Genomic DNA, 13,569 nt, shown 5'->3' on the forward strand with positions numbered 1-13,569 from the left:
CACACCTAAAGCTATGACACCCCCGACATTGACACACCTAAAGCCATGACACCGCCGACATTGACACACCTGGAGCTATGACACCGCCGACATTGGCGCTGTAGAATCGCTGCTTCCCGAGATTTCACACGCGCCTCGAAGCGCATCTGATCGAGAGACACGCCATGCTCATCAGCGTTACAGCAACCGCCATGCTGACCGGTTGGAGCGAACGAACCGTTTGGCGGCGATTTTCCGGTCATATCGTCAAGAGCGAAACATCCAGCGGACGTTCCATGGTTCCGCTTGATCTCGTTCAGCCTCACCTGTGCATTTCACTTTCGCCAGAGGATGCACTTGTGCTCGCAAAAGCGGACGCGGGGGATGCGGACGCGCAAAACGAGGTCGCGTTACTGTTTTTAACCGAGGGCAAGCCAGAATGGGCGATTGGTTGGTTGGAACTCGCCGCCAAGCATGGTCATGCCGATGCAATGAACTTGCTGGGAACCTGCTACATCGAGGGGAACGGCGTCCCGAAGAACGATAACCTTGGCATTGCCTACATCGCGAAGGCCGCCGCCAATGGTCATGTCATTTCGCAACGTCAAATGGATTTTATTCGTGGCCGACCGGAGACGCCGAAAGACCCCAGCTCAACGTGACGGTGCGGCTCCCTCTCGTTCCCAGTTGCGCCAAGTGATCGCGTCGCCTCCAAGCCGCGCTCCTGCGTCAGTTTGGCCTCGCGCATGATCACCGGCGCGTGGCGCCCGCCGAACAAGGCATGGCGTAGATGATGGTCGACCTCTACCGGCATTGTCAGGCGCCGCTGTCACACGAACGCCTGTGGGCCTGGCAGGCCAGGCTGATGCGCAGTCGGCGGGATCTGCGCGAGGTGGGATGCTATCGCACGCTCGCCGTCAGCGGGGCGGACAGATCGATCCGTTGCCGATCATCGCGGCACAGCCCATGCGCGCGCTTGCGCCGATTCCAGCCAAAGGACCAAGCCGCCAGTTCGGGGAAGCGCCCGAGTTCCTAGAGCGCCAAGGTGTGCGCCTCTGTCAAGTCCATCCCGCGCCCTCTTCCGGAAAGTCACCCGCAGTTATCATTCGCCCCCGCCGGTCTGCTTGACCGCCATCCCCAACGCCCGAGGCTGGGCAATCTGAGGTTCCCTCGGTTTTTCGTCTTCCAAGGGAGTGTGCTCATGCTACCCGTTTTTCTCTCTGCTGAGCGTTGAGCCAGTCTTTCAGAAACTGGACCGGCGAGTGGTCACCGAGGGTCGAGTGCCGCCGCTTGCGATTGTAAAACACCTCAATGTACGCGAAAGCCGTGGCCTTCATCGCTTCCCGCGTGGCGAAGCGCTCGCCGAAGACCCGCTCGTTCTTGAAGCTGTTGAACCAGCTCTCGGTGGGGGCATTGTCCCAGCAGTTGCCCTTGCGGCGCATTGAACAGACCATCCCGTCTTCGGTCAGCTTGTCCTGGAAACAATGGCTGGCGTACTGGCTGCCCCGGTCGGAGTGATGCATCAGGCCGGTGGCTGGCTTGCGTCGGAACCAGGCCATGGTGAGCGCATCGGTGACGCGATCGGCGGTCATGCGCGGCTTGAGCGACCAACCAACGACTTCGCGGTTGAACAGATCCAGCACGATGGCGAGAGACAGCCAGCCTTCATCGGTCCACAGGTACGTGATGTCGGCGGTCCAGACCTGATTCGGGCCACTCGGGGTGAAATCACGCGCGAGCAGGTTATCGGCGACGGGCAGGGCGTGCTTGGAGTCCGTCGTGGCCTTGTAGCGGCGCTTGTGGCGCGCGCGGATGCCGTTCTCGCGCATCCGTCGCTCCACCCGTTCTTTGCTGGCCGGAAAGCCCCGTGCATGCAGCTCCCGCAGCAGGCGTGGACTGCCGTCGGCGCCCTTGACTTCGGCGTGGATCGCTTGAATCAGGACGATCATTTGGAGATCCGTGAGCCATCGGCGTTCCGGGTGGCCACCGCGTTTCCAGGCGCGATAACCGCTGATGCTGACCGCCAGCACCCCACACATCGCGACCAGGTCGAACGTCGGGCGCTGCGCGTCAATCCAGGGCAGACTGAACAGCGCATCCCTCGCGAAGCCTGTCCTGAGCGCAGCCGAAGGGTACGCCGTCGCTTTTTTTAAGATGTCGACCTCGCGCTTGAGGCGGATCACTTCCGCGCGCAGACGCGACAGTTCCATCTCCTCCGGCGTCACCTTCCGGGCGCCAGGGTCATCAAGCCTGCCCGCATCGGATGCCTTGACCCAGTTGCGTCACGTCTGCTCGACCAGCCCCATCTCCTTGGCCACGGCGCCCACGGTCTTGCCATCCTTGACGCGCTTGACCGCCTGTTCCTTGAACTCGGTGGTGTATTCCGGTTGCGGGATCTTCTGCATCATCGTCTCCAGTGTGAACGTCAGTTTACGTCACCCTTGGAAGACGAAATTTCAGGGGAACCTCAGGTTGCGTGTCCCGTGTCGGAACGCCGCCAACGCACCGAGCGCGAAACGGCGATCGCCTGTCGGGGGCGGCTGAACAACGCAGAAGATGCCAGACTCGGCCAATCGCTGGCCGGGCCGACGTCTGCCATCGATGACGACAGCGTGATCGACGGCGCGCGACCGTTCTTCTTCTGGGCGCAGATCAAGGCCATCTGACGTGCGCTCGATCCCTCGCCCCAAGCATCGAGCGAACCGGCGCCAGAACGCGCGCGACCATCACGCCAGGGGTGGCGAGTGCCGTACGCGACTACAGACGCGACTACAAAATGATTTTTCCGGCAGAAACGAAAAACGGTTAGCTGATTTCTCAGCTAACCGTTTGTTTTATTTGGCGCGCCCGGAGAGATTCGAACTCCCGACCACCTGGTTCGTAGCCAGGTACTCTATCCAGCTGAGCTACGGGCGCTTGATGACTTGATTTTGGTTTACTGGCACACTTCCAACAAGCTGAAAAGAGTGAGCCAGAGACAGAATGCGCAAACTCTGCGAGCAGCGAATTATTCAGATAACTGGGGTTACTGTCAATGCCTTTGTCCCGTTTTTTTAAATTCCAGTGTCCAGGAAGCGTGGTTTATGGTGTGATCGATCCATGAACGAATCCATGAATCAGTCGGCTTCGCTCGACGATCTGATCGCCATCATGGCGCGGCTGCGCGATCCCGATGGCGGTTGCCCCTGGGATCTGCGGCAGACGTTTCGCACGATCCTTCCCTTTACCCTGGAAGAGGCTTACGAAGTCGCCGAGGCGATCGAGCAGGACGATATGAGCGCTCTGCGCGAGGAACTTGGCGATCTGCTGCTGCAAGTGGTTTTCCATGCGCGCATGGCCGAGGAACAGGGCAGCTTTGTGCTTCAGCAGGTCATTCAGAGTATTTGCGACAAGATGATACGTCGTCACCCACATGTTTTCGGCACGGCGAATCTGCCGAATCCAGAGGCGGTGCATGCCAATTGGGAGCGCGAAAAGGCACTGGAGCGGTCGGCCAAGCACGACGGCAAGACGGTCGGTCTGATGGCGGGTGTGGCGCATGCCTTGCCCGCCCTGGTGCGCGCCGAGAAACTGCAACGGCGCGCGGCGCGGGTCGGTTTCGATTGGGACGCCATCGACGGCGTTTTCGATAAGGTGATCGAGGAACTCGACGAATGTCGCGAGACCCTGGCCGAGCCGGCGGATCCCGGCGCGCGCGTGCATGAAATCGGCGATTTGCTGTTCTCCTGCGTGAATCTTGCGCGTCACATGGGGGTGGATGCGGAGCAGGCATTGCGGACGGCGAATCGTCGCTTCGAGCGGCGTTTCGGGCAGATCGAGGCGGCGCTGCATGCACGCGGGCTGGAGCCGAGCCTGGCGATGCGCGACGAAATGGAGAGGCTTTGGTCTCTGGCGAAAACAGAGGAATGCTGATGCGTGCATGTGTAGAGGGTTTGCGTGGCACGGGGTTGACGGCGCGATGAGCTTTCTTGAGAAAATCAAGGCTTGCAACACTTGGAATCCGCAGGATTTCCTGCCTTTTCTGCTCGATGGCGAGCGGATCGGCAGTCTCCGGGCGCCTGCCGCCGAGCAGCTCCGGCGTTGGCCCGATCGCTTCCAGTGCGCGGACGATGGGGTGCGCTGGGTCGGCGCGCCCGCCGATTTCGCCGGACGGACTGCGGTGCTGTCGGAGGTGGTCCAGCGTCTGGCGGAAGAAGGGGGTGTCAGTCATCTCCATGGCGAGCTGTATCCGGTCACCGCGAATCGTCGGGAGCAGGCGTGCTGTCTGATTGATCGGGCTGCCGCGCCTTTTTTTGGGATGCGCGCGTTCGGGCAGCATCTGAATGGCTTTGTCCGAACCCCGCGCGGAATCGAGATGTGGATCGGTCGACGCTCGGCGAACCGTCGGCTTTACCCCCGGTGTCTCGATCATCTGGTCGCTGGCGGCCTTCCCCATGGGCTGACGCTGGCCGAGAATCTTCGCAAGGAGTGCGCCGAGGAGGCCGGGATGTCCGCCGAACTGGCCGACCGGGCCGTGCCGGTCGGTGCCGTGACCTATTGTCGCGACTCGGAGCGTGGCCTCAAACCCGATGTCATGTATTGCTACGATCTGGAGTTGCCCGAGGAGTTCGAGCCGCGCTGCACCGATGGCGAGGTGGAAACCTTTTATCGGATGCCGGTGGAAGAGGTGCGCGAGCTGGTTCGCGACACCGGGGAGTTCAAGCTCAATTGCAATCTGGTCATTATCGATTTTTTGATCCGCCATGGCCTGATTCCCCAGAACGATCCCGAGTATCTGGCGATTCTTCGGGGGCTGCGCGCGGATTTGCCCTAGGCAGGCAAAAACCATCTAAAACTGTCAAAATAGAGTTTTCATCGTATTTGCGGGAAAGGCACCATGAGCCCAGTTCGACAACCGATCAAAAGACGCATCACCGTTCCCGTGGCCATTGGCCCATTGACCGTCGGCGGTCTGGCGCCGATCGTCGTGCAGTCCATGACCAATACCGATACCGCGGACGTGGAGGCCACGGTACGTCAGGTCGCCGATCTGGCGCGGGCGGGTTCGGAACTGGTGCGGATCACGGTCAACCATGAGTCGGCGGCAAAAGCCGTCCCGGCCATCCGCGAGGCGCTCGACGCGCAGGGTTGCAAGGTGCCGCTGGTGGGCGATTTCCATTTCAACGGGCATCGCCTGCTGACCGATTATCCCGAGTGCGCGCAGGCGCTGGCCAAGTATCGGATCAATCCGGGCAACGTGGGCACCGGCGAGAAAAAAGACAGTCAGTTCGCGACCATGATCGAGCTGGCCTGCCGCTATGAGCGGCCAGTGCGTATTGGCGTCAATTGGGGCAGCCTGGACCAGGATCTGATTGTGCGCCTCATGGACGAGAACGCCCGTTCCGCCGCCCCGCGCGAGGCCGAACAGGTGATGCACGAGGCGATGGTGCAATCGGCGATTTCCAACGCCGAGCGCGCCATGGCGCTAGGCTTGCCGAAGGACCGCATCATCCTGTCCTGCAAGATGAGCGGCGTACAGGATTTGATCGCGGTCTATCGAAAACTGGCCGAGCGTGGCGACTATGCCCTGCATCTCGGTCTGACCGAAGCCGGCATGGGTTCCAAGGGAATCGTCGGCTCCACCGCCGCGCTAGCGGTGCTGCTGCAGGAAGGGATCGGCGATACCATCCGGGTTTCGCTGACACCGGCCCCCGGCGAGGCGCGTACCCGCGAGGTGGTGGTGGCCCAGGAAATCCTTCAGACCATGGGACTGCGCGCCTTCGCGCCCATGGTCACCGCCTGTCCGGGCTGCGGTCGGACCACCAGCGATACCTTCCAGCATCTGGCCCAGAATATTCAGGGTTACCTGCGCGACCAGATGCCGGTATGGCGCACGCAGTATCCTGGCGTCGAGACCATGCAGGTGGCCGTCATGGGCTGCGTGGTCAACGGTCCCGGCGAGAGCAAGCATGCCAATATCGGCATCAGTCTGCCGGGCAGCGGCGAGCGGCCGTCCGCCCCGGTCTATGTGGATGGGGAGAAGGTCACGACGCTCAAGGGCGAGGGAATCGCCGAGCAGTTCAAGCGCATGGTGGATGACTATATCGAGGCTCATTATGGCCAGGGATCGCGGCCAGGAGACTAATCCGGCGGCTGGCGTTGCGTGCGCCTCCGTCCGTTTTCATCGATTGCTCCAACGACGGACATCATGAGGAAATCAAGATGAACAAGCGTTTGATGGCAGGCTTGATCGCGTTCTGCGTGACGGCGCCGGTGCTGGCGGAAGAGGCGTTGACGGTGCCGCTGAAGCGGCTGTCGCTCGATGCGGCCGTCAAGGTTGCCCAGGGCGCGATCGATGCCTGTCGCGAGAAGGGGATTCAGATCGCGGTCACGGTGGTCGATCGCGAGGGCAACGTCCAGGTCGCCCTACGCGACACCATCGCCGCGCCCATTACGCTCAAAATCAGTCGCATGAAGGCCTTTACCGCCGTCAACTTCAATGCCGCGACCTCATCGATGGCGACCCGCGCCGAGTCGCCGATCGGGCGCGTGGAAGGTCTGGTGATGTCCGCCGGCGGCGTGCCGGTGCTGGTCGGCGGATCCGCGCTGGCCGCTGGCGTGGGCGTGAGCGGCGCGCCGGATGGCGCGGATGACGAGGCGTGCGCGCTGGCCGGGGTCGCCAAGATCCAGGACGATCTGGACATGGCAATGTAGCGTGATCGCCTCGCTCATGACGGGCAACATCCGAGGATTTTCCCCATGCGCTTAATCGATGCCGAAGCGACCATCATCGAGGATTTGAAGGACGAAAGCGACATCGTCGCCGAGAAGAGCGTCGCGGGCGTGACGGTCTATACGGCCCGCCACCCCACCCTGGGCAAGCTGGTGATCGTCAAGGCGCCAAACGGCTCGGGGATCTTGGTCGAGATCGACGAATAGTCCGGTTTCAATCCTCGCCTGGCCGGGTCGTGCGCAGACGTTTGTTGGCGGACGTGTGGCGTTTCGAGTTGAGCCGCCGCTCTTTCGACGCCTTGGTCGGACGGGTGGCGATGCGCGGTTTGGGGCGATGCGCCGCTTGCAGGATGAGCGCCGCGAGCCGCTCGCGCGCATCGGCGCGGTTGCGCTCGCGGGTGCGAAACCGATGGGCTTCGATCATCAGCACGCCCGAGGAGTCCACCCGTCTCCCGCCCAGGCGCAACAGCCGCTGCCGAACATCCTCTGGCAGCGATGGCGATCCAGCCACATCGAAGCGCAATTGCACCGCCGTCTCGACCTTGTTGACATTCTGCCCGCCCGGACCTGGCGAGCGCGTGAATTGCTCCCAGAGCTCGGACTCGTCGATCTGGATGCGGTGGGTAATCTGAAGCATGGCGCCATTCCCGTGAATCGTCCTCGCGTGGTCGCTGTTCCGAGCCGTGCGATCAAGACAGCAAATCGTTGTTTATACTTAATCCGTAGGGGCGAATTCATTCGCCCCTACAACCGCGTCCGGAGGAGCAAACGCAGCCTTCTCCCAAACTCACGCAGACCATGCCGAACGCGGTTGACGAGCGAACAACCAATGAGGTGCGCGATGAACGCCGGAGAGTATACACACCTGTTAGTCGCCGTGGATTTCGAGCCGGAAAGCGAGGTCGTCGTCGCGCGCGCCCAACGGTTGCGTCATCTGACGGGGGCCCGCCTCACCCTGTTGCATGTGATCGAGCATATCCCGCCGAGCATGGAGTATCTGACTCTAGGCTATTCCGGCGAAATCGCCCTGCCGGAGAACCGCGAGCTTGAGGCGGAACTGCTAGCGGTGGCCGTGCGCCAGATGGATGAGCTGGGCGAACAACTCGATGTCGCGGCGCCCGACCGCTTGGTCAGGGTTGGCGCCACCGGGCATGTCATCGACGATGTCGCCGAGGAACTGGGCGCTGATCTGGTGATCCTTGGCCGTCACGGTCGTCATGGCCTGCTCGGATTATTTGGATCCACGGCGCGGACGGTGCTGCGTCACTCGACCTGCGATGTGTTATGCGTCAAGATCGATGAAGGCAGCACCTAGACACCATCCTGCAGATCAGGGCAAAACCCTCGTCGACGGATGTTCGGCACCGCCATTTTCCGGGGCATCACCTGGTTCCCCATTTGGTCGGGCGTCGTCTCGGCGAATACCCGGCGGCTTGAGGATTAATGGCAATGCCAACAAGGCTTGCCTTGGGGCGGATCACTGCGGAAAGCGCGCGGCATATTTCTGGATCCACTCCAGAGCCGCTTCCTCACTGTTCAGGAGCCGCCCCTCCGACTTGAAAATTTCATGGCGGTAGTGTTCGATCTGACAAACCTGTTCGACCATCCGGAGTCCATACTCGTCATCGACCCCCTCGAATCGCACCCCGACCTCGAAATCGTCCCCGGATGGATGACACCAAACGACAATTCCATCGGCGTTAAACACCGGCTCGATGATCGGAATTTCGATGTGGATATGCGCGCCCGGCGGAATGGCGATTCGCGACGAGAAGCACAGCCCGCCCTTGCCGATGTTGCGAAGATAATGCTGATGATCGGCAATCACCTCCCCAAGACGATAGGCGATCGGCACATCGGATGGATGACGGAGATATTGACGCAGGGTCATGAACCTGATCCGCCGGCGGCGCGGGTTGCACCCAAGTGAAGAATAGCCTAAACCGGGTCGGGACTCAGCGGACGAGTCCTGAATCGGCGAATTTGAATCCCGAACGCGGGCGCGGGAATTCTTCCGAACGAGCACCTTCGACAAACCAGATGACTCGCTTGCCCCGCACCTTCGTCTCGCCCGACTCGCGGATTCGCCGCGCTTGCCCATGACCTCGCACTGGACCCACCAGCTCGCACGCGCTTTAGCGACTGGACGGCCGACGACAACGCTTGAATCGAACCTCGATGCGCTCCTGCTGTGGCTGAGCAACCCGGACAATCCCCGCGCAACCGAGGTGTGCCGCGCGATCCGCCGGGCCGGTCTAAGCCGACGGCAAGCCGCCGCGCGCGCCTATGAGCTACTCGACCAGCGGCTCTTTGCCGATTCCGACCGGCCCTCGCCGCGCACGCTGGGCCTTCCCCCGGACGCCGATCCGACCCTGGCCAAGCAGCGTTATCGGCGTTTGATCCAGGTCTATCATCCTGATCGACACCCGACAGAAGTCGCCTGGGCGACGCATCGCACCGAGCGGATCAATCTCGCTTTCGATGCCCATCGACGGGGCACCAATGGATGGCCGAGCCGCAGCGCCGCCGCCGATCCGACCGACGGCGCCCGTGCGCAACGAGAAAGCGTTGCACCGACCTGGATCGGGCCGGCGGTCTGGTCCTGGCTCATCCGGTCATTGGAGATTGCCAAGGGTTTTCGGAGGCGCTTATTGGCTGGCGTTGCCTTGACTGGCCTGCTGGTGATCGGCGTCGTGTTCTTTTCCCATGAGCCCCGGCCCGTCCCTGCCCCAAGAGCGATCCGCCCGAGCGTGGAAACGCTGCCTCAACCCACGCCTCGGAGCGAACCGTGGGCGGACACGGCAGAGACCCCGGAAGCGAACTCCGCGGTTGCGGTCGCGAGCCAGGCCGACAAGGCGCCCGACACGCCGGCTGAGTCGGTCGAATCGGATCGCGAGCCCGCGCGGACTCCGGTCGAACCAAGGCTTGAGCCCGAAGAGTCTTCCCGAATGACGATGCGGAGCGAGTATGCGGACAGCCTTGAACCACTGCCCCAGTCACGCCCGGAACCGGAGGCGGGAATCCCGGAGACCGCGCCGACGCTGGCCGAACCGATGGTTGCGTCAGAGATGCCCTCGCCCATCGTCGCCCCGGCCGAGCTTGCGGCGCCACCTCCCGCCGAACGCGCGCATCCGATCCTCCGGGAGAGCGTGGCAACCCAACCGTCGGAACCGCCGAGCGCGTCGACTCTAGCCGGTGCGGGATCCGTCAAGCGGCCGCCGGATCAAGCGCGGGAACCGCCCCGCCCTGTCCCGCCGGAAAGGTTGCCGGAGCCCGCGCCCCCGCCGATGCCGACCAGCCCCCGAATGACGATTCCGTCCGTCTCGCCGCCAAGCGCGCCCGCGTTGCCGACGCAGCCCAACCCGCCCGCGCTCGCGAGCTTGGCCGCCCCGCTCGCTCCCGCCAACGCCCCAGTTGCCGATACCGCGGCGCTGGACTGCGGCGCCGTACCCGAGCTTCTGGAAAAATTTCAGCGCGCATACGAAGCCGGCGCGCTGAACGAACTCATGGCGCTCTACAGTCCGGAGTCGCGCGAAAACGAACTCGTCAACTGGTTAAGCATTCGTCACACCTATGCCGACTGGTTCAGAAAAACCACGGCGCGCCGGATCGTTTTCGAGCAACTGCATGTGCAACCGACCGCCAACCCGTCGCGTTGCGCGGCAATCGCCATCTTCCAGGTCAGCTATCTGGACGCCCAAGGGCATCTGGCGACACAAGCGAACGTCATCGAGTTTCTGTTCGAGCGCCGGGGGGCGGATTTGTACATCCTGCGGGTTCGGTATTGAGGGGCAAGGGGCAAGGGGCCATTGATCTGCGGCACGTCATCGAAAGAGCGTGAATGCCTATCACGCCAAATGGCTATCGTTTGCCGAACGGGAAGGTATTCGGCCATGATCGTTATTTTAGCCAAGCGCATTGAGCATGGACTTGGGGATCTGAGGCGCCGATCATCTCTCACTTGCCCCTTGCCCCTTGCCCCTTGCCCCTTGCCCCTTGCCCCTTGCCCCCCTTGCCCCTTTCATTCCCGCCGCAAGGCTTCGATGGGATCGAGCCGGGCGGCACGGCGCGCGGGGAAGTAGCCGAAGATCACCCCCACCGCGGCGGAAAAGAAAAAGGCGATCAGCACGATACCGCCATTGAAGACGAAGGGAACCTGCAACAATCCGGCAAGCCCGATGGAAGCGCCGATGGCAAGGACGATACCGAGGATCCCGCCGAGCGAGGACAGGGCCACCGCCTCCACCAGAAATTGCAGCAGAACCTCGCGCTCCAGCGCGCCGATGGCGAGCCGGATGCCGATTTCGCGGGTACGCTCGGTCACCGAGACCAGCATGATGTTCATGATGCCGATCCCGCCGACCAGCAGACTGACCGCGGCGACCGCCGTCAGCAGGGCGGTGAGCATCTGGGTGGTTCCAGTCAGCATGGTGGCGATCTCCTTCATGTCGCGCACGCTGAAATTATCCTGCTCGGACGGCAGGATATGGCGGCGCTCGCGCATCAGCCGCTCCAGATCCGCCTTGGCACGTTCAGTGGATTCGCCATCGTGGACCGACACCTGGATCAGGGTCACATCCTGATTGCCGGCGATCCGTCGCTGGAAGGTCCGTAGCGGCATCACCGCCAGATCGTCCTGATCCGATCCCATGGCGCTCTGCCCCTTGCTCTTCAATAAACCGATGACCTCGCAGGACAGGGTCTTGAGACGAATTTTCTCGCCGAGCGGATCCAGGGAACCGAACAATTCCTTGCGGACCGTCGCGCCGATCACGCACACCGCGCGCCCGCCGTTCAGCTCGCTCTCGGTGAAGAGACGCCCCGCCTCCAGGGTCCAGTTGCGCACCGTAAAGAAGGCGTTGTCGGTTCCGGTCACCGAGGTCGACCAGTTGCTGTTGCCGGCAATCGCCGTCAAGGACTGGCTCGCGGAGGGCGAGACCGCGCGGATACTCGGGACATCGCGCCCAACCGCCGCCGCGTCCGCCACGCTGAAGGGCGGCGCGCTCGGTCCTTGTCCAGGCCCCATGTGCTGACCCATGCGGATCATCAGCAGATTGCTGCCCAGGCTTTCGATCTGACTGGCCACCTGACGGGTGGCGCCATCGCCCAGGGTGACCATGACGATGACCGCGGCCACCCCGATCACGATGCCCAGGATGGTGAGCACCGAGCGCAGCACGTTACGGCGGATTTCGCGCAGGGCGAGGAGGAAGGCATTCCAGAACATAGTTGCAGGTGTCAGGGTTGGTTTCACAAGTGACGTGGTGGTGTCGTCGCTGCTCAAAGACGTTCCGTCATCTCAAGAGTCCCGAGCGTTGGATCAAACGGCTTCGGCCTCCACATCCGTATCCGCGAAGCGGGCCGCCAGCCGCTGATACAGCTTACGCTGGCGTTCCAGGGTCAACTGCTCGATCCGCGCCACGATTTCATCCATGCTCATCTGATCGAGATGTGCCGTCAACGCCGCCATCACGGGATCGAGCATGGCCTTCTCGGATGGCAGGAGTTCATCCGGCGGACCGCGAAGCGTCTTCAACAGCTCTTCCGTGGCATGCCTGTCGATCTGTTCCATGGAACCGAGCGCGCAGAAACGTTGCTGCCAGGCGATCACTCGCGCGCGGCGCTTCTGCTCGGCGTGTTCGGCCTGCCGCTGACGGACCGCGACCACAAGCTGTTCGATCCGGGCGCGGTCATCGTCCGCCAGATACGCGGGTGCGTTCTTCAACTCCCGCTCCAGCATGACACAAGCCTCCGCTCCCAATTCCGCGACTTGGTTGTCGCTCTTCAATCTTAGCCTGACCCATTCCGCCGACCTCCGCCGCGCGCCAGATAGACGCGACTCGACCAGCCCCTGATAGATCGCCCCCATCGTCCAGGCCGGTTCGATGTCGCTGTCGGCCAGAAAGGTCTCCAGTTCCGCCAACTGCTGGGCGGACTGCTGTCTCAGCAAGGTCTCCAGACGTTCCACGCCCACCTCGCCGGACTCCCAGTCGGCCACATCCGAAAGCACGCGCTCCAACTGAACCACCATCTCGCCCACCCCGCCCTCGTCGGGGGTTCCCAGAAAGATGTGACGCAACCGGTTGGCCTTGAGCAAGGCATCCTTCAGCGCCTCATCCGAGTCCAGCGCGACATCATAAAGTTCGCCAAGCCGCGCGCGCTGGCGTTGCAGCGCGGCCCGCAACTGTTGCAGCCGCAGCTTGATCGCGTCCACGCGCGCCTGAATCTCCTGATCCTCCAGAACGCCCTGCGCAGCTTGAACCCCTTCGATCAGCCGCTCGCCTTTCTCGATGTCGTCATGGAGATCGCGCACCGGCGTGGACTCGGACGGCTCGGGCTGACGCGGATAATCGTCGCTTTCGGCCAGCGTCAGGGCGAAGCGCTGACGTTTCTCGACCTGGAGAATCGCGCGCCGAGACTGCTGTTCCAGCGCCCGCGCCTCCGACTCAAAAGCCAGATCCTTGAGGCTCCCGATCGCCTTCTCGATCCGATGGCGGAAACTTCCGACATCGATGGCGTTGTGACAACTCTGGCGCGGAATCCACCCCGCGACCTGTTGCGACACCATTTCCCGCAACGGGATCAGCAGATCATCGCAGGCGTCGACGGCGGTTGGCGACCAGCGGACCCCATCGCCGACCTCCTGTTTCTGCCGTAACAACAGGGTCGACAACCGCAACAGTTCGCCAACATTGTTCTGCCGCTCGGCACGTTCGATGCCCTTTTCCCATTCATCGAGCTGGGCGCGGAACTGGCGCAATTTGAGCGCCGACGCCTCGGACTTGCCTTGAGATCGGGATGCCCCGGCGCGGTCAACTTGCCGCTGGACGCCAGCACGCGCCAACTGTCCACCAGGATCGACCGCACCCGATTCTGCAA

General features: G+C 62.6%; 13 protein-coding genes, 1 tRNA gene and 1 pseudogene. 9 read left to right on the forward strand and 6 right to left on the reverse strand.

The window, feature by feature from the left end; translation table 11 throughout:
* The first annotated feature begins 164 nt into the window (after positions 1 to 164).
* Positions 165 to 641 (forward strand): tetratricopeptide repeat protein, encoded by a 477-nt coding sequence (locus tag THIVI_RS03905; protein WP_014777335.1) that lies wholly within the window; start codon positions 165 to 167, stop codon positions 639 to 641.
* A gap of 537 nt (positions 642 to 1,178) precedes the next feature.
* On the opposite strand, the pseudogene THIVI_RS03910 reads toward THIVI_RS03905, so the two are convergent.
* Positions 1,179 to 2,384: pseudogene (locus THIVI_RS03910) on the reverse strand (IS3 family transposase).
* 78 nt (positions 2,385 to 2,462) lie between these two features.
* On the opposite strand from THIVI_RS03910, the gene THIVI_RS03920 reads away from it, so the two are divergent.
* Positions 2,463 to 2,645, forward strand: coding sequence for a hypothetical protein (locus THIVI_RS03920; RefSeq protein WP_041446814.1), 183 nt, complete (start codon positions 2,463 to 2,465; stop codon positions 2,643 to 2,645).
* 173 nt (positions 2,646 to 2,818) lie between these two features.
* Here the strand turns inward: THIVI_RS03920 and THIVI_RS03925 are convergent.
* Positions 2,819 to 2,895 (reverse strand) — tRNA-Arg (locus tag THIVI_RS03925).
* Between the two features lie 183 nt (positions 2,896 to 3,078).
* On the opposite strand from THIVI_RS03925, the gene mazG reads away from it, so the two are divergent.
* The 5 genes from mazG (at position 3,079) to THIVI_RS03950 (ending at position 6,897) form a co-directional block, all read left to right on the forward strand.
* On the forward strand, positions 3,079 to 3,891 hold the full coding sequence (gene mazG, locus THIVI_RS03930; RefSeq protein ID WP_014777337.1) for a nucleoside triphosphate pyrophosphohydrolase: 813 nt from the start codon (positions 3,079 to 3,081) through the stop codon (positions 3,889 to 3,891).
* Between the two features lie 46 nt (positions 3,892 to 3,937).
* Positions 3,938 to 4,792 (forward strand): DUF4743 domain-containing protein, encoded by an 855-nt coding sequence (locus THIVI_RS03935; RefSeq protein WP_041446815.1) that lies wholly within the window; start codon positions 3,938 to 3,940, stop codon positions 4,790 to 4,792.
* 63 nt (positions 4,793 to 4,855) lie between these two features.
* A complete protein-coding gene (ispG, locus tag THIVI_RS03940) occupies positions 4,856 to 6,103 on the forward strand; it encodes a flavodoxin-dependent (E)-4-hydroxy-3-methylbut-2-enyl-diphosphate synthase (RefSeq protein ID WP_014777339.1) in 1,248 nt (415 codons plus the stop codon).
* 77 nt (positions 6,104 to 6,180) lie between these two features.
* On the forward strand, positions 6,181 to 6,672 hold the full coding sequence (locus THIVI_RS03945; protein WP_014777340.1) for a GlcG/HbpS family heme-binding protein: 492 nt from the start codon (positions 6,181 to 6,183) through the stop codon (positions 6,670 to 6,672).
* A gap of 45 nt (positions 6,673 to 6,717) precedes the next feature.
* Positions 6,718 to 6,897: a hypothetical protein gene (locus THIVI_RS03950; protein ID WP_014777341.1), complete on the forward strand. Its 180-nt coding sequence runs from the start codon at positions 6,718 to 6,720 to the stop codon at positions 6,895 to 6,897.
* Between the two features lie 7 nt (positions 6,898 to 6,904).
* Here the strand turns inward: THIVI_RS03950 and arfB are convergent, their stop codons facing one another.
* Complete coding sequence (gene arfB, locus THIVI_RS03955; protein ID WP_014777342.1) at positions 6,905 to 7,327, reverse strand: alternative ribosome rescue aminoacyl-tRNA hydrolase ArfB; 423 nt, start codon at positions 7,325 to 7,327, stop codon at positions 6,905 to 6,907.
* Positions 7,328 to 7,531: 204 nt separating this feature from the next.
* Here arfB and THIVI_RS03960 point away from each other — a divergent pair, with 204 nt between their 5' ends.
* Positions 7,532 to 8,005: a universal stress protein gene (locus THIVI_RS03960; RefSeq protein ID WP_014777343.1), complete on the forward strand. Its 474-nt coding sequence runs from the start codon at positions 7,532 to 7,534 to the stop codon at positions 8,003 to 8,005.
* A 162-nt stretch (positions 8,006 to 8,167) separates the two neighbouring features.
* Here the strand turns inward: THIVI_RS03960 and THIVI_RS03965 are convergent, their stop codons facing one another.
* Complete coding sequence (locus THIVI_RS03965) at positions 8,168 to 8,581, reverse strand: PilZ domain-containing protein (protein ID WP_014777344.1); 414 nt, start codon at positions 8,579 to 8,581, stop codon at positions 8,168 to 8,170.
* A 202-nt stretch (positions 8,582 to 8,783) separates the two neighbouring features.
* Between THIVI_RS03965 and THIVI_RS03970 the strand changes: the two genes are divergently transcribed.
* Positions 8,784 to 10,478, forward strand: coding sequence for a J domain-containing protein (locus THIVI_RS03970; protein ID WP_157174354.1), 1,695 nt, complete (start codon positions 8,784 to 8,786; stop codon positions 10,476 to 10,478).
* A 233-nt stretch (positions 10,479 to 10,711) separates the two neighbouring features.
* Here THIVI_RS03970 and THIVI_RS03975 read toward each other — a convergent pair whose 3' ends face one another.
* Together THIVI_RS03975 and THIVI_RS03980 are read right to left on the reverse strand one after the other, a co-directional pair.
* Positions 10,712 to 11,917, reverse strand: a complete 1,206-nt coding sequence (locus THIVI_RS03975; protein WP_014777346.1) for an ABC transporter permease — start codon at positions 11,915 to 11,917, stop codon at positions 10,712 to 10,714.
* Positions 11,918 to 12,010: 93 nt separating this feature from the next.
* On the reverse strand, positions 12,011 to 13,534 hold the full coding sequence (locus THIVI_RS03980; protein ID WP_157174355.1) for a hypothetical protein: 1,524 nt from the start codon (positions 13,532 to 13,534) through the stop codon (positions 12,011 to 12,013).
* Positions 13,535 to 13,569: the final 35 nt, after the last annotated feature.

This window comes from Thiocystis violascens DSM 198, assembly GCF_000227745.2.
Classification (GTDB): Bacteria; Pseudomonadota; Gammaproteobacteria; order Chromatiales; family Chromatiaceae; genus Chromatium; species Chromatium violascens.

Excerpts from the sequence above, each read along its gene's own strand:
- THIVI_RS03905 (WP_014777335.1), top strand. The coding sequence starts at position 165 with ATGCTCATCAGCGTTACAGCAACCGCCATGCTGACCGGTTGGAGCGAA.
- mazG (WP_014777337.1), top strand. The coding sequence starts at position 3,079 with ATGAACGAATCCATGAATCAGTCGGCTTCGCTCGACGATCTGATCGCC.
- THIVI_RS03935 (WP_041446815.1), top strand. The coding sequence starts at position 3,938 with ATGAGCTTTCTTGAGAAAATCAAGGCTTGCAACACTTGGAATCCGCAG.
- ispG (WP_014777339.1), top strand. The coding sequence starts at position 4,856 with ATGAGCCCAGTTCGACAACCGATCAAAAGACGCATCACCGTTCCCGTG.
- THIVI_RS03945 (WP_014777340.1), top strand. The coding sequence starts at position 6,181 with ATGAACAAGCGTTTGATGGCAGGCTTGATCGCGTTCTGCGTGACGGCG.
- THIVI_RS03950 (WP_014777341.1), top strand. The coding sequence starts at position 6,718 with ATGCGCTTAATCGATGCCGAAGCGACCATCATCGAGGATTTGAAGGAC.
- arfB (WP_014777342.1), bottom strand. The coding sequence starts at position 7,327 with ATGCTTCAGATTACCCACCGCATCCAGATCGACGAGTCCGAGCTCTGG.
- THIVI_RS03960 (WP_014777343.1), top strand. The coding sequence starts at position 7,532 with ATGAACGCCGGAGAGTATACACACCTGTTAGTCGCCGTGGATTTCGAG.
- THIVI_RS03965 (WP_014777344.1), bottom strand. The coding sequence starts at position 8,581 with ATGACCCTGCGTCAATATCTCCGTCATCCATCCGATGTGCCGATCGCC.
- THIVI_RS03975 (WP_014777346.1), bottom strand. The coding sequence starts at position 11,917 with ATGTTCTGGAATGCCTTCCTCCTCGCCCTGCGCGAAATCCGCCGTAAC.